Raw genomic sequence first — 22387 nt, 5'->3', positions numbered from 1 at the left:
ATGCTGTGAGAATATAGAGTTACTGAAGGTTCGCTGCTTTCAGTTTTCAGTAATGCGATTGTATGTAGATTCTCTCTCAGAGTACCTCTGAGTTCCTTGTGAGAGTGCATCAAACCCTGGCTCCGGCTGGGGTTTTTTGCTACGAGTCCTGAAAACTCTCAGCCATTTCTGCCAGCCTGCGCATTAAAGGGGTATCGTTTCTGCTTTTGTGGTGGGCCTCGGGGTACAGCATGGCGATCAGGCAATACCGCCTCTGGTCAGGCGAAGTTCTTTTCCATCGAATCTGCAATAGCGGCAAATGCCTCACCGGGCGTCTGACCCGTATGCGTTTCAGGAGCCGCGGTTTTTTGCTTGGCCAGCCGCCTTATTGTCACAGCATTGGAGCGCGCCAATGCCAGGTTGCGGCGAAGTTCAAGTAAACCCAATTCTTCGGCTTCGGGGCGATCGACGATTTCCAACACGTCCCGCACGTTTGCTTCCACGCTTCTTAGCGACGCTTCCAGCCCCTGGGCAGCATCCAGTCCCGGTTCGGTGCCCGCAGGCATTTCCGTCAAACGGATGATGTCGAATCTGAGTAGCCTGGAAAGCCGGTGTGCCATGCTGTTCATCCGCTTGATGGATCGGCGTAGTTCCGCATCCTCGTTCCTTGCTGCGGATTTTTTAACCAGCGGTGCGTGCGACATACCGGATTCTATTGCAGCGGAGGCAGTGCTAACGCCGCCAGAAAACGCTGCAAGGAAGCCGATCGCAACACCAATGCCTGTTTTTTGGAACGCCATATCACTTCTCCTAGCTACATACCTGCACGATAGCCTTTTGGCGAATTGCCGCCAAGTTTTAATGGCTGTGCCGGAGGGGTCATTATTATAGGCACCCGCCTCGTGTATGGCAAAATCGTTTGCCTTTCTTTATCCGCTATGCGATTATATACGTGCGGGTAGCTCCACGACACGGGCCAGGGTCGTCCCCTCAACAGCGCTCTTTTTACGGTAGTCCCCGACACGGACAGAAGCGGTAGACAAGATGACCAACGAATTGAGCCTGGCGAGCAGCTAAGTCCTCGCGGGCAGAACAGCGAGATTGACATGGCTAACACGAACTTTGCGGCCCTGACCGACGAACAGAAGACCGCGTGGGGCATGGATTTCTGGGCGCACGCCCGAAACCGCTCCTTCATCAACAAGTTCCTCGGCAAGTCCGAGAACTCGATGATCCACCACATTACCGAGCTGCGTAAGGACAAGAAGGGCGCCCGAGCGGTGATGACCCTTGTTGCCGATATGCAGGGCGACGGTGTGGTCGGCGACAACACGCTGGAAGGCAACGAGGAAGAACTCAAGTCCTTCGATACCGTGATCGGTATTGATCAGCTGCGTAACGCCAACCGCCTCGAAGGCCGCATGGCCGACCAGAAGTCCATCGTGAACTTCCGTCGCCAGTCGCGGGATAAGCTGGCCTATTGGCTGGGTGACCGCCTGGACCAGATGGCGTTTCTGTCGCTGTCCAGCATGCCGTTCACCAAGCAGACCAACGGCAAGAACCGTTCCGGCTCCAACCTGGAGAATCTGGAGTTTGCCGAGGCGTCTCCCGCGCCGACGACCAACCGTCAGTTTTACCTGGGTGCCGACGGCAATATCGTCCAGGGCACCGGCTTTGATGCGCCGGACGGCAAGCTGACCCCGCTGACCTACAAGTCCCTCGTGCGGATGAAGGCCAACGCCAAGGACAACTACCTCAAGCCGCTGCGCAGCAACGGTGGCGAGGACCTGTACATGGTGTTCGTGACCCCGCAGGGCATGGCCGATCTGCGCCTTGACCCGGACTTCATCCAGAACGTCCGCCACGCCGGCGCTCGCGGCAAGGCCAACGACCTGTTCTCCGGCGCTTCCAGCGTTGTGGTCGACGGCATGGTGATCCACGAGTATCGCCACGTCTTCTCCAACGAAGCCGCCGCTGACGGTGACCGGTTCGGCGAGACGTCCGGCAATGACACCGGCCAGCGTGCCCTGTTCTGCGGCGCTCAGGCGCTGGGCATGGCCGACATCGGCGCGGCCGAGTGGGTCGAGGACGTCTTCGACTACGAAAACGAGCTGGGTATCTCGGTCTCGAAAATCTTCGGCTTCCTGAACCCGCAGTTCAAGGGCAATCTGTCGAGCTTCGATACCAAGGAGAACTTCGGCGTGATGGTGCTGGATACGGCGCTGTCGATCTACAGCTAATACCCCGGCAGGGTGTTTTTGGGCCGCTTCGCGGCGGCCCCTTTTTGGAGAGTGACATGACACAGTACGTTTCTGATCATGACCTCCAGGTGGTGGCCAACGGTGTCACCGCCCGCTTCAAAGCCGGGGTGCCGCGCCCACTTCGCCCGTCGCTGGTCAATCCGGCGATGGGTATGGGCGTGCAGCCGGTGGATGGCGACGTGGAGGCCAAGTCCGAGCCGAAGGCGAGCGAGCCTGCTCCCGAGCAGGATACCGATGAGCCAAACATCGGGATGGTTGTCGAGGCGCTGAAGACCATCAAGGCCCGTGGCAATACGGAAGACGTGACCGCCAACGGCGAGGTCCGCATGAACGTCCTGACGGCCGAGGTCGGCTTTGACGTTTCTACCGACGATCGGGAAGCGGCCAAGCAGCTGATCGAGGAGTAGTCTCATGGCTGTACAAGCCAAGTCGGTATTGCATCGCGCACAGACGCTGATCCAGGACAACACCGGCATTCGCTGGCCGTTGCCCGAGCTGGCCCAGTGGTTGAACGACGCGACGCGAGAGGTGGCACTGCACAAGCCGTCCGCCTCCTCGAAAAGCGTGGTTTTGTCACTGGAAAACGGCACCCGGCAAACAATCCCGGCCGGTGCCCTCATGCTGCTGCGGATCATCAGGAACCTGGGGTCGTCCAGCACCGAGTCGAACCGCAAGGGCGGCCGTGCCGTCCGGCTGGTGAACCGCGACGTGTTGGATACCCAGCATCCCGACTGGCACGACGAGTCGATTTCGCCGTTTTCCTCGACGGTCAAGCACTTCGTCTTTGATGAGTCCGACCCGTGCGCGTTTTACGTGTTTCCGGGCAATGACGGTAGGGGCAAGGTCGAAGCGCTGGTATCACAGGCGCCGACGCCCATCCATGACTCCGGCACCAAACTGGAGGACTACAACATGGACGTCCCGCTGCCCGACATCTATACCAACGCCGTTCTGGACTATGTCCTGTACCGGGCCTACTCCAAGGACGCGAGCTTTGCCGAGAACATGGAACGGGCGTCGTCCCACTATAAGGCGTTTGCGGCATCGTTGGGTCTCAGGACACAGGCCGAGATGTCCGACGGCGCGAACAATGCCCCGCACCGGGTGACTCGTGACCGTGCCGGCACCGTGGGAGGCTGAACGTGATCGACCTCAACCATGAGCTGCTGGGTGATGTGCTGCTTGCTGCGCCGGGCTGTCCGGACATGACCGCCGAGAAGGCGATCGCCCGGGCCGCTCGGCAGTTTTGTACGGACACTCACGCCTGGCGGGTCACCACGGAATCCCAGCCGGTCATCAAGGGGCTGCGCGAAGTGGAGCTGTCGGTGCCGGCTGAGTGCGGCGTGGTCCGCCCCTACTGGGTGAAGCTCGGTGACAAGCAGTTGCTGGGTATTTCGCCGACGAAGGCCACGGTCGAGGACGGTGAGCCCAGCGGCTACTACATTACGCCGGCCGGGGTCCTGGAACTGGACTGCGTGCCCAAGGAATCCGTGGTCCAGGACGCGCTGGTCGCGCACATGGCGGTGGCCCCCAAGCGGGGCGAAGCCGTATTGGCCGACGAGCTGGAGCCGTTCCTTGAGACCATCCAGTCGCTGGCCGAAGGCTACCTGTTGATGATGCCCTCGGCCGAGTGGTCCAACCGCCGTGCGGCAAGCGATATGTTCAGCATGTACCAGAACGGCGTGACCGCCGGCCGGCGCTTTGGTCAGCAGCGCAACCAGGCGATCAATCGGAAGGTGGCATATGGCGGCATCTGAGGTCGACTTCGTGCTGGTGGATCGCCGCGAGATGTTGCGCGATCACTTTGCGCTGCTGGACGAGGGCGTGCAGGCGGTCGGTGTTCGGACACCGTCCGATGATGTCTGCGCCGGCGATGTCTACGCCGCGGCGTTGCGGGGCGAGTGCGAGGTCAGGCTGATCCGGGTCGGGGAAGTCGTCAGCGGCTTCATGGCTACGGCGGCCTCTACCGGGCTCGACGGGTCCCACTCGCTGTACATCTGGATGCTTTACCTGGAGCCCGGGATCCCGGACAGCATGCCCGATGTGGTGTCGGAGTTGGACTTTGTGGCGATGGAGCAGGGCTGTACTCGCGTGGAGTTCGCCACAACCCGCCCGGCCTGGGAACGCAAATTGAAGAAGCTCGGGTATAGCCCGAGCCTCCTCGTATTTCGTAAGGAGCTTCGCTGATGGGTGGTCTTTTTGGGGGCGGTTCCAGTCCCAGCAAACCGGAAATGTCCAAGGCGGAAAAAGCCCAGCATGCGGTGTCCGCTGCCGAGTGGGACCATTACAAGGAAACGTACGCGCCGCTGGAGAAGGAGTACCTCAGCGATTCCCGGAAGAACTTCGAGGATCGTAGCCGCGCCCAGGCGTCCAGTGCTGTCATGCGCGAGGGCACTGACGCGCTAAGGCTATCGGCACTTGGCGGCGGTACGTCAAAAGCGGCTGGCAGTTTGGGTCAAGCGGTGGCCGAGAGTAATGTCAGAGCGACCAGTGAGGCGCAGCAGAAGCGTGACGCTCGTATGGCCGGGGCGCTTGGCGTAGGCCGCGAGTTGGCGGCGGATACTGAACAGTCTTTGTCGGCACTGGGTCGTACCGGCGCCCAACAGAGCATCCAACGCATGCAGTCTGAAGCCAAAGCCGAGGCCAGGAAGCAGCAGGCTTACTCTCAGGCGATTGGACAGGTCGCCGGGGCCGGCGCGTCCATGTACTCCGGCGGTGCCGGTGGCAGCGGTACCGGCAAATACTGGTCTCAGGAAGGCGGGGTTACGACTGCCGAGAAAGTTCCCGAGAGTATCTTCTAGGAGGCGTTCAGCATGGCGAATAAACGTGAAGGCCGAGAACGTGCGGCGAACGGCCCTAACCAGAACCTTTACAGGAGCGTCGAGCACAAGAACCGTTATAGCTCTGTCAAGGACTATAAGGAGCGGTCAAGCCAGTCCAAACCCGAAGGCGGATGGCCTATCTTCGGGAATGAAAAACAGCCCGAGCCTTCCGGCTATCAGGACGATGGCTCCTACCGCCTCAATACCAATATCTCCGAGGACAAGGCCAATAACGAAGCCGCCCGTGTCAGTCGTGAGCAGTTTGAGCGGTACATGGAAGACTTTGCGCCGCAGGAGGACGCGCTCGCCGGCACGCTCGGGGACAAGACCGCCGAACAAGCTGCCGAGGACGCCAAAAAGCAGTCGGTCCGTAGCCGTGAAGCGTTGGAACGTATGCGGCAACGCTACGGCACTTCCATATCCGGCCAACAGCGGCAGTCGGAATCTCGCACCAATCAGCGTCAGTCGACCCTTGGTCAGCTGTCCGCGAAGAATACCGGCCGTCAGCTCGACGAGCAGCGTAACTACAACCTCAAGGGCACGATGTTGAATATCGGTAACAACATCTCGTCCAGCGCGATGGGTGGCTTGACGGAATCGGCCCAGAACGCCTCGGCTCGTAAAACGCAGTATGAGCAGGCCAAGGACCAGCATGATGCCCAGCAGAAACAGCAGACGGCGAGCACCATCGGCACTATGGCGACCATCGCCGCAATGATCTGGTAAAGGGTGGACACATGAGCATAGCCACAGCACTTAATGCCGGCGCCAATACCTTCATGAAGGTGCAGGATTACAAGCAGAAGCAGGAACTGCGGGACCTCAAGAAGGAGAGCTACGGTCTCCGCAACGAAGGGCGCCGGCTGGATAACCGCTTTGCTCGTGAGTCCTACGACTACCGCATGGATCAGGAGGAGGGCCTTGGTCGTACCAGGCAGGCCCAGGCTGATAAGGCGGAGACGATGGCGTTTGTCGAGAGGGCTACGGCACCTTTCCAGATCAGCGAAGCGGAGTCTGATGCCAAGTACGCCAACCAGCGGTATGCAACCGAGGTCAACAAGACGGCCAAGGAAGGCGCCAAGGCAACTTCTGCTGCTTCTCAAGCCAGGCGTGATCTGTCTACCGAGCAGTCCGACATTAAGGCTACCAACGCCGAGAATCTCAGGATCGCTCAAGAAGAACACCAGGAAAGATTTAACGCCGTCAGGGGCAACATCTTCAAGGTGATTGAGGGTGCCGACGGTGACCTGTCGGTCATGAATGATAACCCCAAGACGATGGGCTCGTTTTTGGGGCTTGTGAACAATTCCACCGGGGAGCAGGGGCCGAAGTTTGTCGACGGCGTCTATGACAGCCAAAACAACTCTTTTGTCCTACAGCCCCGGGCGAGTGAGGACTCGGACTCTGCCCCGGACCCGGTCCGAATCTCGGCTGACGAGGCCATGACCGTCATGTCTTCGGCCGAGAACATGGAAGACATGCAGGCGATGGTTGCTGACTATAACAGCGCTGAGGAAGAAGTTGGCCGACAGGTTACTGGTCAAATCCAGCGGCACGCTCAAACCATCGGCAAGATCAACCAGGAGCGTGACGTTGTATCCGAGGCTTCCGACGCTCGTCCTGCTATTGAAACCTTGAACGTGAGGTCTGCTGAGCTTCAGAGCGAGATTGAACAGCTGGAGTCGCAATCCTACCCTGGCCACGGCCCTGGTGGCGAGCGAGAGGACCGCCAAGCTAAAATCGACGAGCTGAAGGAGCAAAAACGGGCTGTGGATGGCAGCATCCAGCATTACCGCGAGCAGTTTGGCGACTACGCTGACATGCCCCAGAGCGATCTTAGCCGGGTGGACAAACGCTTGAAGGACGCCGAGCAGCAACAAGGGCAGAGTACCGTCCAGACGCTTTCCAATATCAACAGGAGGGCTGCTGAAGCCCGGCAGGAGAGCCGAAAAGACAGCGATCTTTCCCTGTCGCAAGCGACTGACAACGTGTTTGGTTTATCCGGCAGCCCGGCTGCGCAGTCTGGTTCTGAAAGGTTGCAGAGCCGAGTCGACGATGCCGAGAATCACTCCAGGCTGTTCGATATTCAGCAGGACGTAATGGATGACGTTTTTGAGCCCTATCAGGACCAGGTAGACGCGGCAGAAGACGGTTACGACGCAGAGGAGCTTCAAGGCCAGTTGACCCAGGCCAGGGATTCCATCAAGACGTTCCTGGCTCGCAACAAGTTGTTTGCCAACCGTGCTGTCGGTTCCCGGCAGGACAAGAACTACTTTCGCGCCTCTATATCCATTGCCTTGAAACGGGCGATGGCCCCCGGGTCAACGGCCGACGCCGGCGAATACATGAAAGGCCTGCTTGAGAACCGCAACCCGAAAACCGTTGTGGCGGCGTCGAACTTCGTCAACGACGAGGGCTTCCAGGATGTCCCGCCGGACCAGCGTGGCGGCGCCATCGACTATTTTGTGAAGCTCATGGAAGACGGAATGTCGGGCGATAGAGCAAAAGGCCAGGCCCTGAAAGCGGCTCAACAGGGTAAAATCCCCACTCAAGCGAACACAGTGCCTCCATCGCTGGGCAACCTCGGGGTGAACTGACGGGCTCGCAGTAACAAACAGCTATGCGTATAATGGGCGGCAGACACCGCCCTTTTTTATGCCCGGAGCTGTTATGGCCGATAGGAAAACTCCCGACTACGTTATCGACGGCGATACCTTTGAGGACCCGGATGTTGGCCGCGTCCGCGTATCCGGCGTTGACACTCCCGAAGATACCCCGGGCCACGGGGCCGAGGTTGGCGGCGTACAGGCAACCGAGCTGGCCCGTCAGACGCTTGACCGAGGGTACACGCTCGGTGACGAAGAAGGGGAGACCTACGGCCGCACCATTCGATCGGTCTACGACGATGAGGGCCGCAACCTGGGCAACACCATGCTCCGGCAGGGTATGGGCTCGCGGACCAAATGGAGCGGCCCCGAGCAGGACGCCGCTGTGGGGCTTGGCGTTGTAGACGATATGCTCGGGCGTGAGGCGTCACCCGAGATCGAGTCGCTCAAGCAGTCGGTGCAGGCCAACCGGGAACGCAACATCGAGCGGCTGTTCAGCGGCGAGTTTGACGACAGGCTTCGCAACCAGAGCTTTGAGTACCTGGGCCACAAGGACGGCACGGGCTCCCGAGCGTTTGATCGCGGTGTGGCCCAGCTACGAGCGTCCGGCAATGCGTTCATGCAGGCGTTTGGCGATGTCACCGGCATCGACACGCTGAGCGAAAAAGGGCGCGAAGGCGTTGACGCCGCGATGCTGGACGCCATCCGCAATCCGGCCACCGTAGAGTCATGGGACGACGTCGACGGCCTTGCAGACCTGGGCACCTATGCAATGGAACGTGGCGTTGCCGAGACCCCGGGTCTGGCTCTGGATGCCGCGGCCGCTCTTGGCACTGCCGGCGCGTCAGTACCCGCATCCATTGGCACCAGGGCTCTCAGGGCCGGTATCGGCAAAGCGCTTATGCGGCGCACGGCCGGCTCCGAGGCAGTGAGCCAGGCGTCGGCTATTTCCACCAGGGCAGCCGCCAAACTTGGCGGCGGCGCCTCGATGTACGTGCAGCAGACCGGCGGCACCGTCCTTGATCAGGAGGCCGCAGGCGTCGATGCTCCGGGTCGGGCTTTCGTGATCGGTGCGCTTCAGACCGGCCTTGAATACACCGCAGCCAAAAGCATTCTGGGTGATGTCGGCAGGAAGTTCGGGGCCGGCGAAGACATTGATTCCATCGCCAAATACTTCGCGTCCACGGCGGAATCCGTTGGCCACGGTGCCAGCCGCGAAGGGCTGACCGAATTTACCCAGTCGCTGATCGGTGAGCTGAACAAGATCGATGCGACCGAGGGTCGCTACGAGCTGGACCCGGAGCGGTTGCTTGAGGGCACGATCACCGGCGCAACCGTTGGCGGTGGTTTTGGCGGTGCCGTCGCCGGCGTGGGCAACATCGGCGGCTTGCTTCAGGGCGCGGATCGCTCGGCCAGCGGTATGGAACCTTCGGAGGAGGAGGCCCCCGCCGAGGCGCCCGAGCCGGAGGCTGACGCGGCACCGGAACAGCCTGGCCCGGAACGAAACCCGATGCCCGATCGGCAGTCGGCAACCAGCCCGGGACCGGACCCCGTGCCCGGGCGCAACCGGCAGGCGGTCGAAAGCGAAACGGTGGACGACCTTGTAGCCAAGAGCGGGGGCACAGACCCCGAGCCGCCGTCCAGCATTGCCGCGCAGATGCGCGAGACGCCGGACAAGGCCAGGTACATCGCGCCGAAGAACGTCAACGACGGCGTTACCATCCGCAAGCTCTTTGAGGAGTTCGGCAACGACGCCTACTACCGGCGCACCGATGACGGCGGCATCAACATCTCGCTGTCCCGTGAGGCGGCCCGCAACGCGCCGACTTCGGCTTCCGACGCGGATCAGGCGGCCAATCTTGAGTATGGCCAGAGCAAGGCCGATGCGCTGAATAATGCTACCGAGGATGACCCGCTGACGGTGGTGCGCGAGCGCAACGAAGACGGTGACCCGGTAAAGGACTACGTCACGACCGGCAAGCTGGCCGACGAAGCCGTCAGCAAGGCTCGCGCCGAAGGCCGGGATGCAGATGCCGTTGACCCGGTGCAGGCTCAATCGGAACGCGCTGCTCAATACCAGGCCGAGGTCGATGCGGCTCGCAATGCCGACGTGCAGCAGCAGCCCCGGCAGCAGGCACCCGTTGCAACCGACGCACCGTCGCCGGGCCGTCCGCAACCCACGCGCCTTGATCTGGATAACACGTCGGATGTCCCGCAGCGCGACAACCGCCCGCTGATCGACGAAGCGTCCCGGCAGGGCGTGGACCCGTCGCTGTACATTGAGCAACAGGATCGGGTCAGCGAGGAGGTGCTGCGCCGGGACCTGCAAAGCAAGCTCAACGAGCCGTTGGCCGATGATCCCAACACCCGGCTGAAGTCGGCGCTCGACGGCCGTGAGCTGTCCGACCTCGACATGCAGCAGCTCAAGAAGGTCGCCCGGGCGATGGGCATGAAGGAGCTGCCGAAAAAGGCGGCCGGGTTCGAGACCGACGGCACGTCGGAGACTGCCGGCCGGGCCCGCCACAAGGCCGTTTCGGCCATCGCTCAAAAATTGGGCAACTGGAAGCGCGGCAAGGACTCGAACGACAAGGCTGCCCCGCTGCCCAGCAACCTGCGTTTCCTTGAGGGCCTGGTCCCCGAGGTCAAGCAGATCGAGCAGATGCGGGACGAGGGCCGCATCAGGAATCGCGGCGAATACCAGTCGGCCGCTCGCGGCCTGATCCCGAGCCAGAAGGAAATCCGCCAGCGGCTGGCGAAGATGGACGAATCCGAGCTGGCCGAGCTGATGCAGACCGCCCGGGTCCGCCACGATGGCAAGTTCGGCAGCCCGAAGGTCCGCTTTGAGCAGGGCGAGCAGCTTCGCGGTGGGCTGCTGGGGGCAGCGACCAGTGATAGTAGGCCCGGTGCGGACGCCGGGTCGACGGATACCCTGGCCGAAGCGAACCGGCAGCGTCGGGAAGCCGAGCAGATCGAGGAGCAGGATCGTCGAGTTGTTGAGCCGGCGAACCGGGAGCTGACCGCCGAGCAGGAGGAACGTGCCAAAGGCCTCGAAGGGCTCGGTATGGGGGCACAGGCCGCTCGGGCCATCGTGAACTCCGAGCAGATTCAGCGCGAAGGCACCACCGAGGTGGAAGACCCGGCCCGGGACCGTCGCGTTCTTCGCGGCGCGGCGGCCGGGGCCATCTACTCGGAGCTGACCGGCGAAACGTCCGGCCCCGGGCTTCAGACGGCGATTAGCCAGGGGTCCCACGGCGAGGTAGCCGGCGACGCTCTGGCGGCGGCCGATGTGTCGGCGCTGGATGGCCGCAGCATGATCAATTCCATGCTGGATGCCGCCGACATTACCGACCCGTCGGCCCGCGACGAAGCGGTGGAGACCATGACCAACTCGGCCATCGAGTCTCCCGAGCAGCTGATCAGCGGGCTGTCGGACCAGCTCGACATGATGCAGCCGGCGCAGCACTCGCGCACCGGCCCGATTGATCGCCAGCCGGAGGTGAAAACGGCCAGCGGCTCCGGCGTCTCCGATCAGGGGCCGACAACTCGTGGCGAGCAGGAAATGTCAGATGCCAGGTTCTTTGGCGGGCTGCTCAACGCCATGCGCTATCGCCGTGACAGGACCGGCACCCTGGAGTCCGTAGGCGCGTCTACCGAGAAGGTCGAGTCCGGCCGGGCGTCGGATCAGGCGGTGCGTTCCAAGGCGCGTACCAAACGGCTGGCCGATGAGAACGGCAACCCGCAGAACCTGGCTGACCTGACTGTGCGGTCTTCCGATGGCAAGGAAGCTCATCGCGTGTTCGACATGGTGGGTCTGGCCGAATACGCCCAGAGCGGCGAGACGGCGCCGGCCACACCGGCCCAGGCGTACCGCAACCTGTTGGCCAACCTGAGCCGCATGGTCGACGGCCCGCACTCCTGGCAAAGTCTCCCGGGCAATGAGCGGTCGCCGTTTATCCAGTCGCTGCGCAGCGACTATTTCGTCCCGCCCAACGTGATTATCCACGAGGGCGACAGCGGCCCGGTGACCTTCGGCGAAGCCCAGCGGGCGCACTACGAGCAGGTGAGCAACCAGCGGGAAGCTGCCCGTATCGGCAACGAACTGGAGCGCAATGCGGATCGCCAGACGGCCCGCCGCAAGGCGCTGGGTGCGTTGACGTCGCGCATCACTCGCGGGTTGAAGGGGCTGGATGCCGAGCAGCAGCTGGCTACCCTGATGTCGCTGAATGACGCGCTCAACAACATCAACGGCATGCGCAACGACGTGGGCGATGGCATGGACACGCGGCAGGTGGTCGAGACCGTCGCCGAGCTTCAGCCGGAGACGCAGCGGCAGATGCGCGAGCTTCAGCAGTCCCGCGTCGACCGGCTGCGCGACGAGCATGATCGGTTGCAGGGGCCCAGCAACACGCTTGAGCTGAACCCGTTTCAGCTGGCTCAGGCGAGCGTCGAGATGGCCGACGGCTGGGCGGAAAACGCCTCGTCGCTGGCAACGCTTGGCCGGGTCCGCAAACGCATTTCGCAGGTCAAGCAAAAGCTGGCGGACGCCGAGTCGCTGCTCAATAACCTGCCCGAAACCGAGGTGTCCCGGCAGACGGAACCGCTCGACACCGCGACGGTGGATCAGAACCGCAGCATTGCCCGATCGTTCAAGCTCCAGGACGCCGAGGCGCGTCGGCTGGGGTTGAGCATCGACGAGGACCTCAACGGCGAGGTGGCGTTCGGCACCCTGATGGACGGCTACAGCCGGGACCGCCATGCGGCCATCGCCTATTCACGCATGCTGGATGAGACCGGCCGCCTGGAATCCGAGAACGACCCGAAGGTGTCGAACATCGCCCGGCAGCTCATGGACGAGGGCGACTCCTACGACGATGCGTTTGCCGAGGCGGAGGACCTGGCCGAAAAGACGGACGGCATGGCCCAGGAGGGCGACGATGGCGGCCGCCCCGAGGAAGAAGCGCCCCGTGGCGATACGGCCGACAGTGCCGGCAACCAGATGTACGCGGTCAGGAACGAGGACGGCAGCTACGAGGGCCGACAGGTTCCCGACGAAGAAGCCGAGGATCGCAACGATCCCTACGAGACCGATCCGGCCAACGAGGCGCTTGGGTCGCTGGCCAGGGCTCGTCGCCGCTCGACCGACCTGGCCAAACAGATCGAGCAGTTCTTTGATAGCGGTGGCGAGGTCAAGCGGCTTGCTCCCGGCCTCGATCCGCACGCAAAACTGCTGTCGCTTTACCACGACAGGACGGGCCCCAGGGGGCCGGGCGCCAATGCGCCGCTGATGCCCCGCGACCAGCGGGTCCAGACCAACAAGCAGGCGTTCATCGACAAGCAGAACGCCATCAAGGCGCAGGGCCACGGCACGTCGGCGGCGAAGACCGACCGGCTGGAAACGCTCCACCGGACCTTCGGCGACGGTGATTTCCACGTCGAGGGCGCCAAGTACAGCAGCGAGGTGGAGTCGTTCGTCTCCCAGGTGGTCAACGACTTCCGGTCCACCGGCCGCCCGGTGATGGTCACCGTGGGCAAGGACGCCTCGCAGATCGGTGACATTCTCACGAAGCGCGGGCTCCTCGACGAGGAAAACGCGAAGCGGGCCACGGACTCGTTGGCTACCGGCCGGGCCGGGCACAACCCGATGTACATGCCCGCCGGGGATTTTGTCGTGGTGTCGCTGCCGGCCCAGCCGATGCGCTCCAACGTCAACGCCAACATCCGCTGGCATCACCAGCTGGGCCACGAGCTTGGCCACCTGGTTTTTGACGACTATGCGCAGTCGCTGGCGAACACGCCGGCCATGCGCGATCAGGTCTATGGCGCGTTTCAGGAGGCGACCGGCCTGGACCCCGAGGCCAGCGGCAACGCGACGGTGTTCAAGGAGTGGTTTGCCGACCAGACCGCGAACCACGCCATTGAGCGGTCGCTGAATCTCGCGGAACGTGGTGTCGAAGGTGGCAAAACCAAGCCGTCGGCATTTGAACACATGGCCAACCTGCTGCGCGGCCTCTGGGAGCGGGTTCAGTCACTGGTGCCGCGATTCAATCGTTCCGAGAGCTTTGCGTCGTTCGTCAACGCCATCCGTGAAGGGCAGATTACCAAGGGTAACGAGGACACCAAGGGGCGCCGCGCCAGTGCCATCAAGGGCAACTACGCCGAGGCGCGTCGTGATGCCCAGGCTCAGCTGGCCGACCTTCAGCAGCGTGCCGTCGATGCGCGAAAGGGGCTGGAGAGCGGCTCCATGCGCAAGGAAGCCCACGACGCCATCATTGGCGATGTGATGCGCCGCAGCCAGCGGATCAATCAGGGGTTGCAGGAGGCCCGCGCCGAAGGCCAGCGACAGCGTCTCGGCGAGCGCACCGATGACTTTGCCGTGGAGCATTACAAGGGCACGCCGGGCGAGAACGTGATGAAGCTCAACCGGCTGAATCAGCAGATAAAGCGTGGCAGTCACACCCTGACATCCAACTCGCTGACCCGGGCCTCGGGCAAGCTGGTTCGCACGGCTATTGCGCAGATCGAATCGTTTCATCCCGAACTGGCCAAGCGGCTCTACACCCGCTCCGCGACAGATCGGTCTTCTATTGGCGAGCAGGATTTTGACAATAAGTCGAACGCGCTGCGCAACCGTTGGGCCGGGCAGATGGAACGCAGCTTCCAGCGGATTTATGACGCCGCCGGCATCAAGGGGCTCAAAAAGGGCAAGGAGAAGCAGGCGGCGGTGCGCAAGGCGATCCAGGACTTCGAGGACGGTCGGATTCACACTCGGGGTGGTGCTGAGATTGCCAAGATGGTCAACGCCTTTGGCCAGGATGCTCGCAACGAGGGCCTGCGGTCGGTGGCCATCGACGAGAACCGCCCGCCGGTCGCCCTGAACCACATGGCGGTGGATAAGGACCGCGCCCGGTTCGGCGAACTGATCCGGGAAGCGTTCCCCGAGGCGTCCGACAAGGAGTTGAACAAACGGACCGAGATGCTGCTCGACAGCCAGGGGAACTCGGAGTTTGCTGTTGCGCCTGGGATGCCGGTGTCGTACCACGATACCAGCCGCAGGATGATGGAGCGGCTGGGCGCCCGGCGTCTGCGCGAGGAAGGGTTCCTCAACGACCGGTCCGATGCGGTTATGTACCACTTCATCGACGGCCTGGCCAAGCGGACCGCGTGGGAGGCCAACTTCGGCGGCCACACGCGCCGAGTCAATAACCCCGCCGAGGAGAACTCGCGGCTCGCCGGCTTTGAGGACCCGCAGGGCAACTTTGCCGAGCGGCAGGGGCTGGTCAACGAGGAGGGGTTGTATTACGACCCCAACGGCGAGTTCCACCGCATGATGGACGAAGTGGAGCAGAATCACGGTCCTGAAGCCACTGACAGGATCAACAAGCTACTTGATGGCGTATTGGGCCGCACTACATCGTCGATGCCGCGTGATATACGCAACGTCAACGATTGGGTCACCGCATGGACGAGCTTCACGATCCTTGGCTTTTCCGGTCTGGCATCGTTCGCTGAAGGTGGGCTGCCCTATGCCCGGGCGCACGGTCGCGTGGGTCTGATGGAAGGCGTGCGCGGTTTGCCTGATGCTTGGCGGATGGCAAAGGACATGGGCGTGGTGATGAGCGATGCCAGCGAGCGGATCATGTGGCAGACGATGGGCGACAACTACGAGTCGTCGACGTTGAACAAAATCGGTACGACGTTCTTCAAGTACAATGGCCAGCAGGTGGTGACCAACACCGTGCGGGCGCTGGGCGTGTCCTTCGGCATGCGGTACTTGCTCAAGAGCGCCGAGATCGGTGACACCCAGGCACTGTCGCAGCTGGGCGTAACGGCGGAGGAAGTGCGGGCCTGGGACCGGCAGGGGCGTCCGTCCTGGACCGCCGGGGCGGATTCGGCAACTAACCATACGGCGGGGCGAGTGGAGGCGGCTATTTCGCAGTTTGTACGTGAGGGTAGCTCGGAGCCGAGCAAGTTCCAGAACCCGGGATGGTTCAATAATCCGTACTTCAAGGCGTTCTGGATGATCAAACGCTATATGTACGCCTACGGCGAGGGCATCATCGGCGGCATGTGGCGCCAGGGCAAACGCCAGTGGGCCCGGAGCGAAGGGCTGCCCGCCGAGCAGCGAGCGTTTCTGGCTGCGGCGCCGGCGCTGGCGTTTGCTGCGGCGACGATCCCGCTGGCGATGGTGGGCACCGAAATCAGGGAGTGGATGCGGCCGATCACCACCGGGCGGCCGGGCAAGGACATCGAAGACTACGGCGGCCCGACAGAGTACGCCAAGTACCTGTTCTCCCGCGCCGGGGGCTTTGGGCCGCTGGAAGTGCTGCTCTCGATGCGCGAGCAGTCGCAGTGGGGCAATTCACCCATCGGCTCGTTCTCTCCGGTGGCCGGCAAGGCCGAGATGCTGCTGGACTGGGGCGCCGAGGGCTACTCCAACGACAAGATGCTCAACAAGGTCAGGAAGATGACGCCGGTGGCCAACCAGTTCCCGGCGCTGTTCAAGTAGGCAGCAAAAAGAAGGCCGGAGGCTATCACCCCCGGCCTTTTGTGGCGTACAATATACGCTGAGATAATACCATTCATTCGGGGGCTATATGGCAGCTTTTTCCGACTACCTTGAAGAAGGCATCCTGGACCACACGCTGCGAGGGCAGAGTCTGCCCACGCCGGCGACCATCTACCTGGCGCTCTATACGTCGGACCCTACCGACGCCGCGACCGGCAACGAGGTGACCGACTCGGCCTATGTCCGTCAGGACACGGCCAAGGGCGATTCGATCAGCGCCGGCTGGTCGTCTCCGGCCACGTCCGGCGAGGGCTACGCGGTGAGCAACGCCAAGGTGTTGCAGTTCCCGCCGATTGCCGACGGCTCGGTGACCATTACCCACTATGCACTCTATGACGCCCAGACCGACGGCAACCTGCTGTACCACGGCGAGTTCACCGTCTCCAAGACGCTGGAGATCAACGACGTGCTTTCCGTCGACATCGGCGGGCTCCAGGTCATCCTGCGGTAAGGGTAACTCATGTCGGCCTTGCTTGACGGACAGCTGCTTAACGGTACGACCTATCCCCCGCGTCATTCGTGGGCGTGGGGATGGGCGCGTGCCGAGGCGTCCGCGACGGCAGAGCCGGTCGTCAACCGGGTGTATTCCGACGCCCGGGGCGATGCGTTAGCGCATGCAGAGATTGATAACGCCGGCTACAAGCGGGCGTTTTTGGCCGGCACGTCGGAAGCCGGTGCCGAGACCGATATTGTTGCCACCCGCTATGCGCCGGTCGACGGCGTGGCGAGTGGCGAGGCTGCTACGACAGCCAGAATAGTAGGGCTGGTCTACGTTTCTGCCCGGGCTCGGGCCGAGGCAAACACCACCGGGCGTGGCGAGCGGGCCCAGCAGTTTGTGGGTACGACGTCGGCTTATGCAGAAGCGGTTGCGGATGAACTGCTGACACGTCGCCACGCAAGGGTCGATGGCCGCAAGCTGCCGGGACAGGCCCGAACCTGGCTTGCCGAATCTGCGGTTGATCGGCTGCACGTCAAGCAGCAGTACGCCCGCAGTACAGTGGTGGGGCGTTCCTACACTCGCGCTATACCCAACGCGACTATCGGCCGGGGCCGTCTTGAGATCGGTTCCACGATCACGGCCGAGAACCTCAAGGTCAACATTTACCACGATTTTCGTGGCAGCACCGCAGCGGTCGCAGAGGGCGTCTCAAAGCCCGACCGTCTACGCATCATTATCGGCGGGGCGCTGGGCACTGCCGAGGCGCGTCTGGCCCCGACCATCGAGCGTGACGGTGAGCGGTACAGCTACAACAGCGGTTTGGCCGCAGCCGATGCAACAACTGTTGACCAGGCGTACGTAGCTCGCCGGCTACGCTCTGAACCAATGAAAGCCGAGGCGCTTTGGGGCAGTGCGGAGACCTATTGGGTCCGGGGCGTGCGCGGTTCCAGCCATGCGGAGGCTGACACCTGGACAGACGTTGACGTCAACCTTTGGCAATGGGGAGAGGGTAAGGCAGCCGCATCAGCGACGGTCGAAGCGGAGTGGCGTCATTACCGCTGGCGGGTGGCGTCAGATGGGGTAGCCACAGCGGTTGCCGAGACTGCCGCAGAGATGACGCGCAGTCGGTGGGGTGACAAGCAGGACGTGACGGCGTTGGCATCAAGCGACGCGGTGCCCTATGCCGAGCGGCGGGTTGCCGGTGGCACTGAGGCCCGGGCCGACTGTACCGAGACGGCGAACGTCATTCGGCCGGGGGTCCCCGAGGCTGCCGAGGCGCAAGCCGATATTGACGCCGGCCGCTACGCCGAGGCGTTCATGTTCGGTGCTTCCGAGGCCCTTGCCGGGGTTGAGTTCGACGTCTGGGTCAACCGGTTCCGCAACGGTGCAAGCGAGAGCGAAGCCGCAACGACAGCCGACGGCGTGGCCAACCGTTGCGTGCATGGTCCTGTCGAGGGCGTTGCGGCCTCCGGCATCGAGGCTCACGTCGAGCGGTTCATGGGTGCCGATGTCAGGGCGAAGGCCGAGACGCGGGGCGACAACTGGGTCATGTCCTACGCCCGAGCGGGCGTTCATGCCATCGCAGCGGTGGACATTGTGGCTCACGGCTATCGCGGCCGCCTGATGACGGGGGCCATTGAGGCGCAGGCGGAGACCATCGGTAACGGCCTGCGTTTTGTGATTGGCGTTGCTGACCCGGAACCCGGCGTTGCCTGCACGTCGCGGTTTATCTATCGCATCAACATCGACGGCGACGCGCCCGTCCGCCGCACCATTGAACTGCCGCCGAGCATGCGCCACTTGGCTCTGCCGGCGTCCAACCGGGAGTACCGCGTGACATGAAGACGTTTCGCAAACAGCCCCGTGACTACCTGGACTACGACATCGACCTGTCCGATTGGCTCGCGCCGGGCGACCGGGTTCAGGACGTCAAGGTGGAAGCGCCGGACGGCATCGAGCTGGTCAGCACGGGGTATAGCGACACCCAGGTCAAGCTATGGATTCGCGGTGGTAAAAGCGGCCAGAGCTACAAGTTCTCGCCGCTGATTTATACCGACTCCCGCGAGAAGGAAGTCGATTTCATGATCGTTGTGGTGGATATGTAATGGCACAGCTCTTTTTCAACAATGCTCGCGGGGCGCTTGACGCTCCCATCGCGGCCGAGGACACCACGGTCCGGGTGGCTGACCCGGTAGGACTGCCGGCCACGCTTGCCGACGGCGACTATTTCCTGTTGACGGTCTACAAGGATTCCCGGCGCTACGGCGAGGACCACGAGGTCGTGAAAGTCACGGCGGTCACCGCCGAAAGCCAGCCGACGGTCCACGTTTGCACCGTGGAACGCGGCGTGGAGCAGGCGGCCGTTGACCATGTGGTTGGTGAGCCGGTCGAGGCCCGGGTGACGGCCGGGACGATTGAGCGGCTGGTGGAAGACGCCAAGCCTACGCCTATTGGCACTTCTGACTGGCCCGTGACTCTGAGTTATGACGGCAACGGTAATCTGGAAACGGCTGTTTATTCTTGCGGTGATTCACGGGTCAAGCAGACGCTTTCTTACGACGGTGAGGGAAGCTTGGAGTCCGTGCTGTTTGAGAAAAGCGCCGATGCCGGGAGTTCCTGGACAACCGTGGGTACGCAAACGCTTAACTATGACGAAGAAGGGTCGCTAACTTCAACGGGGTGGAATTGATATGGGTGCTATTGAAATAGCCGGCATTGGCAAACTGGACGGTAAGGTTTCTACCCTACAGACACAAATGGACGATCTACGTAGTGGCCAAGCCAAGAACATAGTCAGGAACTTCATACTGGGCCTTGATGGCGAAAAAGATGCAAGCCTGCTCGACGACTATTTACAGGACAGCATCTACTCCCGAGGGTGGAGGGCTGTTTTAAGTTCCCCGGATGATCTAGGGATGATATTTCAGGTAGGAGTTGCCACTAAAGCTGTCTTTTCAAGCCCAGTAGCTATGGGCGATTTTGCAGATAACAAGAAGGCTATGGACCTTTGGGTGGCAGATAGTGGTTTGGTAGAAAGAGCCTCGGATGTCACCGTAGCTGTTGAAGCTATCTCTTCCAGCGACGTGGCTATGGGCGTTTTGGCGTCTGATTCTACGGCTATGAACACGTTTGCTTCCAATCCTTCCGTGTTGGACCTGTTAGAGGCAAGTCCGGTGGCCACGGCTGCTATCGCTTCCAGCAAAATGGCTGCTGGCAAATACATTGCTGGGCAATCAGGGCTTGACCCCACTTCATATAGCGATCTTTCGGCTATAACCAAAGATTCGTCTGCTATGGAAGCGGCCTCCAATAGTCAAGAAGCTATGGATATGGTTGCCTCCAACAGTGGCTTGATGGAGGCGGTATTATCCAGCAGCGCTGCTGTAACAGCGCTCGACAACACTTCTCCTATCAAAGTTCCTGAAATAACTGAGGATGATCCCAGAGTCATATTCTCAGGCCAGCACTCTAGCAATCATGCGTTTAGAGCCTTTGACAGGAACGCGTCAAATACTTGGGCCCAAAGGGGGCTTGCGACAAACGGAGCCTGGGTCGGTTGGGAGTTTGATAATCCAGTTTGGTGTTACAAGGTAGAGTTTCGCAACACTAACGTGAACCTTGATAACCCGGACGGGGTTGTTATCGAGGGTGCTGATTCTGTCGATGGCGAATGGGAAGAAGCGGCAGCTATTACTCTTGGTTCATCTTCAAGCCTGTTTAGCCGTACTATGGAAACTGGGGTCGGTAGGAAGAAGTTTTGGCGCCTGAGAACAACAAGAGGGACGGTGAACGAACAGTATGGCTTTTCCATCCTCCAGTTTTACTGCAAGTAACGGTGGCTTTATGAATCTGTTAATCAGAAAATCACAGCCCGAGGCGCTTGTTAGGGACTCCTATTCTCCCGGCAAGGGCGAGCAGGTCGTTCCGGCTTTGCCTGGCCTTACGGTCGAGGAATACTCGCCGAAGATCATCGCCAATCTGTTGCCAGCACTTGAGTCGGCTGTGTTCCGCGTCAAGCGAGAAGCGACCGAGCGCATCGAGGAGCTGGAGTGGCGCATCCAGCGGGCCAGGGAACGTGATTCCATCGGCGCGGACGGTGAGTCGGAGGCTGATGTGCTCCGGGAACGTGAGGCGGTTCGCCGGGCCAGCAACCGGGCCGAGGATTACCTGGCCGAGCTGGAGAACGAGAAGGAAATTCGGTCCTACGCTTTCGATGTGCTGCCCAGCGACTATCCGCCCGTGACGGCCACCACGCGGCTGACGTTCATGCGCCGGTTCACCGATCAGGAGCGGGCCGATATTCGTGCCGAGCGTGACAATGGCAGCAATCAGGACCTTCTGGACTTCTGGGAGCTGCTGACGCTGGCCTCAAGTGTTCGGCTTACCGACCCGGACATTGTGGAGGGCGTCAATATGCTGGAAACCAACGGGCTGATTGCCAAGGGCCGGGCAGATGAAGTGCTTGCTGTCTAAACTGTGTCCATTTTTATTCGCCTCGCTGTTATTGGCCGGTTGCTCCTCGATTGAAACGCCGCTGGACGACGGCTACCAGTTCGGTGATCTGGGTGAGTGGCGGGCGCAATACTGCCAGGACCCCAGTCCGATGCTGCGCTCGGCGCTGCTGGCCCTGGCCGCTCGCCGGGGGCTGAAGCTGCCCGCTGAGGGCATTTGTACCGGACTATCAGCTCTCGAATAAATCAGCGTGGCTCCCGGTACGTGCCAACTGGAGCTGGTCGTCGACTACGCGGTATAACAAAAGCCAGTCCGGCTCGATATGCGCGTCACGATAACCAGCCCAGTTGCCTCTAAGTGAGTGGTCCTGGTAATGGTCGGGGAGTGGACGTTCCTCTATCAACAGAGATAGCAGCGTGCGTAGTTTCCCCATATCCTTATCGCGCTTTTTCACTCGTTTTACGTCGCGCTTGAATTGACTTGTACGTACTGGAGAGAGCATCAGATGTCCAAATCATCAAACAAGGCGTCGGCGCTGCGAAACTGTTTGGTGTTGCCCGAATCCATGTCTTCGAGCGCTTTAGCGGTTGTTTGGTTGGGCACTTGCACGGCAAAAGGCAGCCGCTGTTCATCTGCTATGCGCAGCATGAGCAGCCTTATGGCGTCTGAAACAGAAAGGCCCATTGATTCCAGGGCAGCCGTGGCGCGCTCTTTGGTTTCAGAGTCAATTCTTGCCCTTACGACGTCTTTAGCAGCCATGACGACCTCCTTCGTAGCTTCATTGTAGCTACAATAATAGCCTGGTTTCTTCCATGAATCTACCGGAGCCGTTTAATGCAGGCACGCTTCCTCACCGAACTTGATACGCGCTGGGTGCCGCGGGACACGGATGCCCCGTGGCTGGAGAAAAGCAGCCGGAAGTACATGCTGTTGGCCCCGCTGGCCGTGGAGATCGACGGGGAGTGGTACGAGGTGCCCACGGGCTACATTTACGACCAGTCGAGTGTGCCCAAGGTCGCCCGGATGTTCTACTCGCCGGGTTTCCACGAGGCGGCCCGGGCGTCGGCCGTCCATGACTATTTGTATTCTCACCTCTGGCAGACCGTTTCCAAGGAGTTCGCCGACAGCGCCCTCCGTGCTCTGATGCTGGCCGACAATGCCAGCTACGGCGACGCTCGGCGTTTCTACTGGGCCACGCACCTGTTTGGCAAGGGCGGATGGTCGCACGGCGGCGTCTTGTAAGGTAAAATATACGCATTGAG

Annotated in this window: 21 protein-coding genes; 17 read left to right on the top strand and 4 right to left on the bottom strand. The window is 61.6% G+C overall.

Going from position 1 to position 22387, the window contains the following annotated elements; all coding sequences use genetic code 11:
* Nucleotides 1-139: 139 nt before the first annotated feature.
* On the bottom strand, nucleotides 140-307 hold the full coding sequence (locus C793_RS14880) for a type II toxin-antitoxin system YafO family toxin (RefSeq protein ID WP_371827781.1): 168 nt from the start codon (nucleotides 305-307) through the stop codon (nucleotides 140-142).
* The gene (locus tag C793_RS0109915) at nucleotides 258-779 is read right to left on the bottom strand and encodes a hypothetical protein (protein ID WP_017430792.1); all 522 of its coding nucleotides are present in this window, start codon (nucleotides 777-779) and stop codon (nucleotides 258-260) included. Before C793_RS0109915 ends, C793_RS14880 begins: the two co-directional genes overlap by 50 nt.
* Nucleotides 780-1085: 306 nt before the next feature.
* Between C793_RS0109915 and C793_RS0109910 the strand changes: the two genes are divergently transcribed.
* The 16 genes from C793_RS0109910 to C793_RS14495 all read left to right on the top strand — a co-directional run bounded on the left by C793_RS0109910 (nucleotide 1086) and on the right by C793_RS14495 (nucleotide 21369).
* Nucleotides 1086-2219 carry a phage capsid family protein gene (locus tag C793_RS0109910; protein ID WP_017430791.1) on the top strand — a complete coding sequence of 378 codons (1134 nt, stop codon included), beginning with the start codon at nucleotides 1086-1088 and terminating at the stop codon, nucleotides 2217-2219.
* A gap of 56 nt (nucleotides 2220-2275) precedes the next feature.
* Nucleotides 2276-2647, top strand: a complete 372-nt coding sequence (locus tag C793_RS0109905) for a hypothetical protein (RefSeq protein ID WP_017430790.1) — start codon at nucleotides 2276-2278, stop codon at nucleotides 2645-2647.
* Nucleotides 2648-2651: 4 nt separating this feature from the next.
* Complete coding sequence (locus tag C793_RS13800) at nucleotides 2652-3380, top strand: phage adaptor protein (protein WP_017430789.1); 729 nt, start codon at nucleotides 2652-2654, stop codon at nucleotides 3378-3380.
* 2 nt (nucleotides 3381-3382) lie between these two features.
* The gene (locus C793_RS0109895) at nucleotides 3383-3997 is read left to right on the top strand and encodes a hypothetical protein (protein ID WP_017430788.1); all 615 of its coding nucleotides are present in this window, start codon (nucleotides 3383-3385) and stop codon (nucleotides 3995-3997) included.
* Nucleotides 3984-4427, top strand: a complete 444-nt coding sequence (locus C793_RS0109890; RefSeq protein ID WP_017430787.1) for a hypothetical protein — start codon at nucleotides 3984-3986, stop codon at nucleotides 4425-4427. The genes C793_RS0109895 and C793_RS0109890 overlap by 14 nt, the downstream gene beginning before the upstream one ends.
* On the top strand, nucleotides 4427-5041 hold the full coding sequence (locus C793_RS0109885; RefSeq protein WP_017430786.1) for a hypothetical protein: 615 nt from the start codon (nucleotides 4427-4429) through the stop codon (nucleotides 5039-5041). The genes C793_RS0109890 and C793_RS0109885 overlap by 1 nt, the downstream gene beginning before the upstream one ends.
* A gap of 12 nt (nucleotides 5042-5053) precedes the next feature.
* Entirely contained in the window at nucleotides 5054-5788 is a 735-nt protein-coding gene (locus tag C793_RS14095) for a hypothetical protein (protein ID WP_017430785.1), read from the top strand.
* A gap of 11 nt (nucleotides 5789-5799) precedes the next feature.
* Nucleotides 5800-7659, top strand: coding sequence for a hypothetical protein (locus C793_RS0109875; RefSeq protein WP_017430784.1), 1860 nt, complete (start codon nucleotides 5800-5802; stop codon nucleotides 7657-7659).
* A gap of 73 nt (nucleotides 7660-7732) precedes the next feature.
* On the top strand, nucleotides 7733-16174 hold the full coding sequence (locus C793_RS0109865) for a thermonuclease family protein (protein ID WP_017430783.1): 8442 nt from the start codon (nucleotides 7733-7735) through the stop codon (nucleotides 16172-16174).
* Between the two features lie 88 nt (nucleotides 16175-16262).
* On the top strand, nucleotides 16263-16685 hold the full coding sequence (locus C793_RS0109860) for a phage tail fiber protein (RefSeq protein ID WP_017430782.1): 423 nt from the start codon (nucleotides 16263-16265) through the stop codon (nucleotides 16683-16685).
* A 9-nt stretch (nucleotides 16686-16694) separates the two neighbouring features.
* A complete protein-coding gene (locus tag C793_RS0109855; RefSeq protein WP_017430781.1) occupies nucleotides 16695-18515 on the top strand; it encodes a hypothetical protein in 1821 nt (606 codons plus the stop codon).
* Complete coding sequence (locus C793_RS0109850) at nucleotides 18512-18778, top strand: phage fiber-tail adaptor protein (protein ID WP_017430780.1); 267 nt, start codon at nucleotides 18512-18514, stop codon at nucleotides 18776-18778. Before C793_RS0109855 ends, C793_RS0109850 begins: the two co-directional genes overlap by 4 nt.
* Entirely contained in the window at nucleotides 18778-19362 is a 585-nt protein-coding gene (locus C793_RS0109845; protein WP_017430779.1) for a hypothetical protein, read from the top strand. Before C793_RS0109850 ends, C793_RS0109845 begins: the two co-directional genes overlap by 1 nt.
* 1 nt (nucleotide 19363) lies before the next feature.
* Nucleotides 19364-20506 carry a hypothetical protein gene (locus tag C793_RS0109840; RefSeq protein WP_017430778.1) on the top strand — a complete coding sequence of 381 codons (1143 nt, stop codon included), beginning with the start codon at nucleotides 19364-19366 and terminating at the stop codon, nucleotides 20504-20506.
* Between the two features lie 10 nt (nucleotides 20507-20516).
* Nucleotides 20517-21146, top strand: coding sequence for a hypothetical protein (locus C793_RS13780; RefSeq protein ID WP_156805027.1), 630 nt, complete (start codon nucleotides 20517-20519; stop codon nucleotides 21144-21146).
* Nucleotides 21136-21369, top strand: a complete 234-nt coding sequence (locus tag C793_RS14495; RefSeq protein WP_156805025.1) for a hypothetical protein — start codon at nucleotides 21136-21138, stop codon at nucleotides 21367-21369. The genes C793_RS13780 and C793_RS14495 overlap by 11 nt, the downstream gene beginning before the upstream one ends.
* Here the strand turns inward: C793_RS14495 and C793_RS0109830 are convergent.
* Both C793_RS0109830 and C793_RS0109825 read right to left on the bottom strand, forming a co-directional pair.
* Nucleotides 21355-21627, bottom strand: coding sequence for a type II toxin-antitoxin system YafQ family toxin (locus tag C793_RS0109830; RefSeq protein WP_026106225.1), 273 nt, complete (start codon nucleotides 21625-21627; stop codon nucleotides 21355-21357). The genes C793_RS14495 and C793_RS0109830 overlap by 15 nt on opposite strands.
* Nucleotides 21627-21884: a type II toxin-antitoxin system RelB/DinJ family antitoxin gene (locus tag C793_RS0109825; RefSeq protein WP_017430775.1), complete on the bottom strand. Its 258-nt coding sequence runs from the start codon at nucleotides 21882-21884 to the stop codon at nucleotides 21627-21629. Before C793_RS0109825 ends, C793_RS0109830 begins: the two co-directional genes overlap by 1 nt.
* Before the next feature lie 75 nt (nucleotides 21885-21959).
* Here C793_RS0109825 and C793_RS14090 point away from each other — a divergent pair, with 75 nt between their 5' ends.
* A complete protein-coding gene (locus tag C793_RS14090; protein WP_017430774.1) occupies nucleotides 21960-22367 on the top strand; it encodes a DUF1353 domain-containing protein in 408 nt (135 codons plus the stop codon).
* Nucleotides 22368-22387 lie beyond the last annotated feature (20 nt).

Source organism: Vreelandella jeotgali Hwa, assembly GCF_000334215.1.
GTDB lineage: Bacteria > Pseudomonadota > Gammaproteobacteria > Pseudomonadales > Halomonadaceae > Vreelandella > Vreelandella jeotgali.
This window is presented reverse-complemented; position numbering and strand designations above follow the sequence as displayed.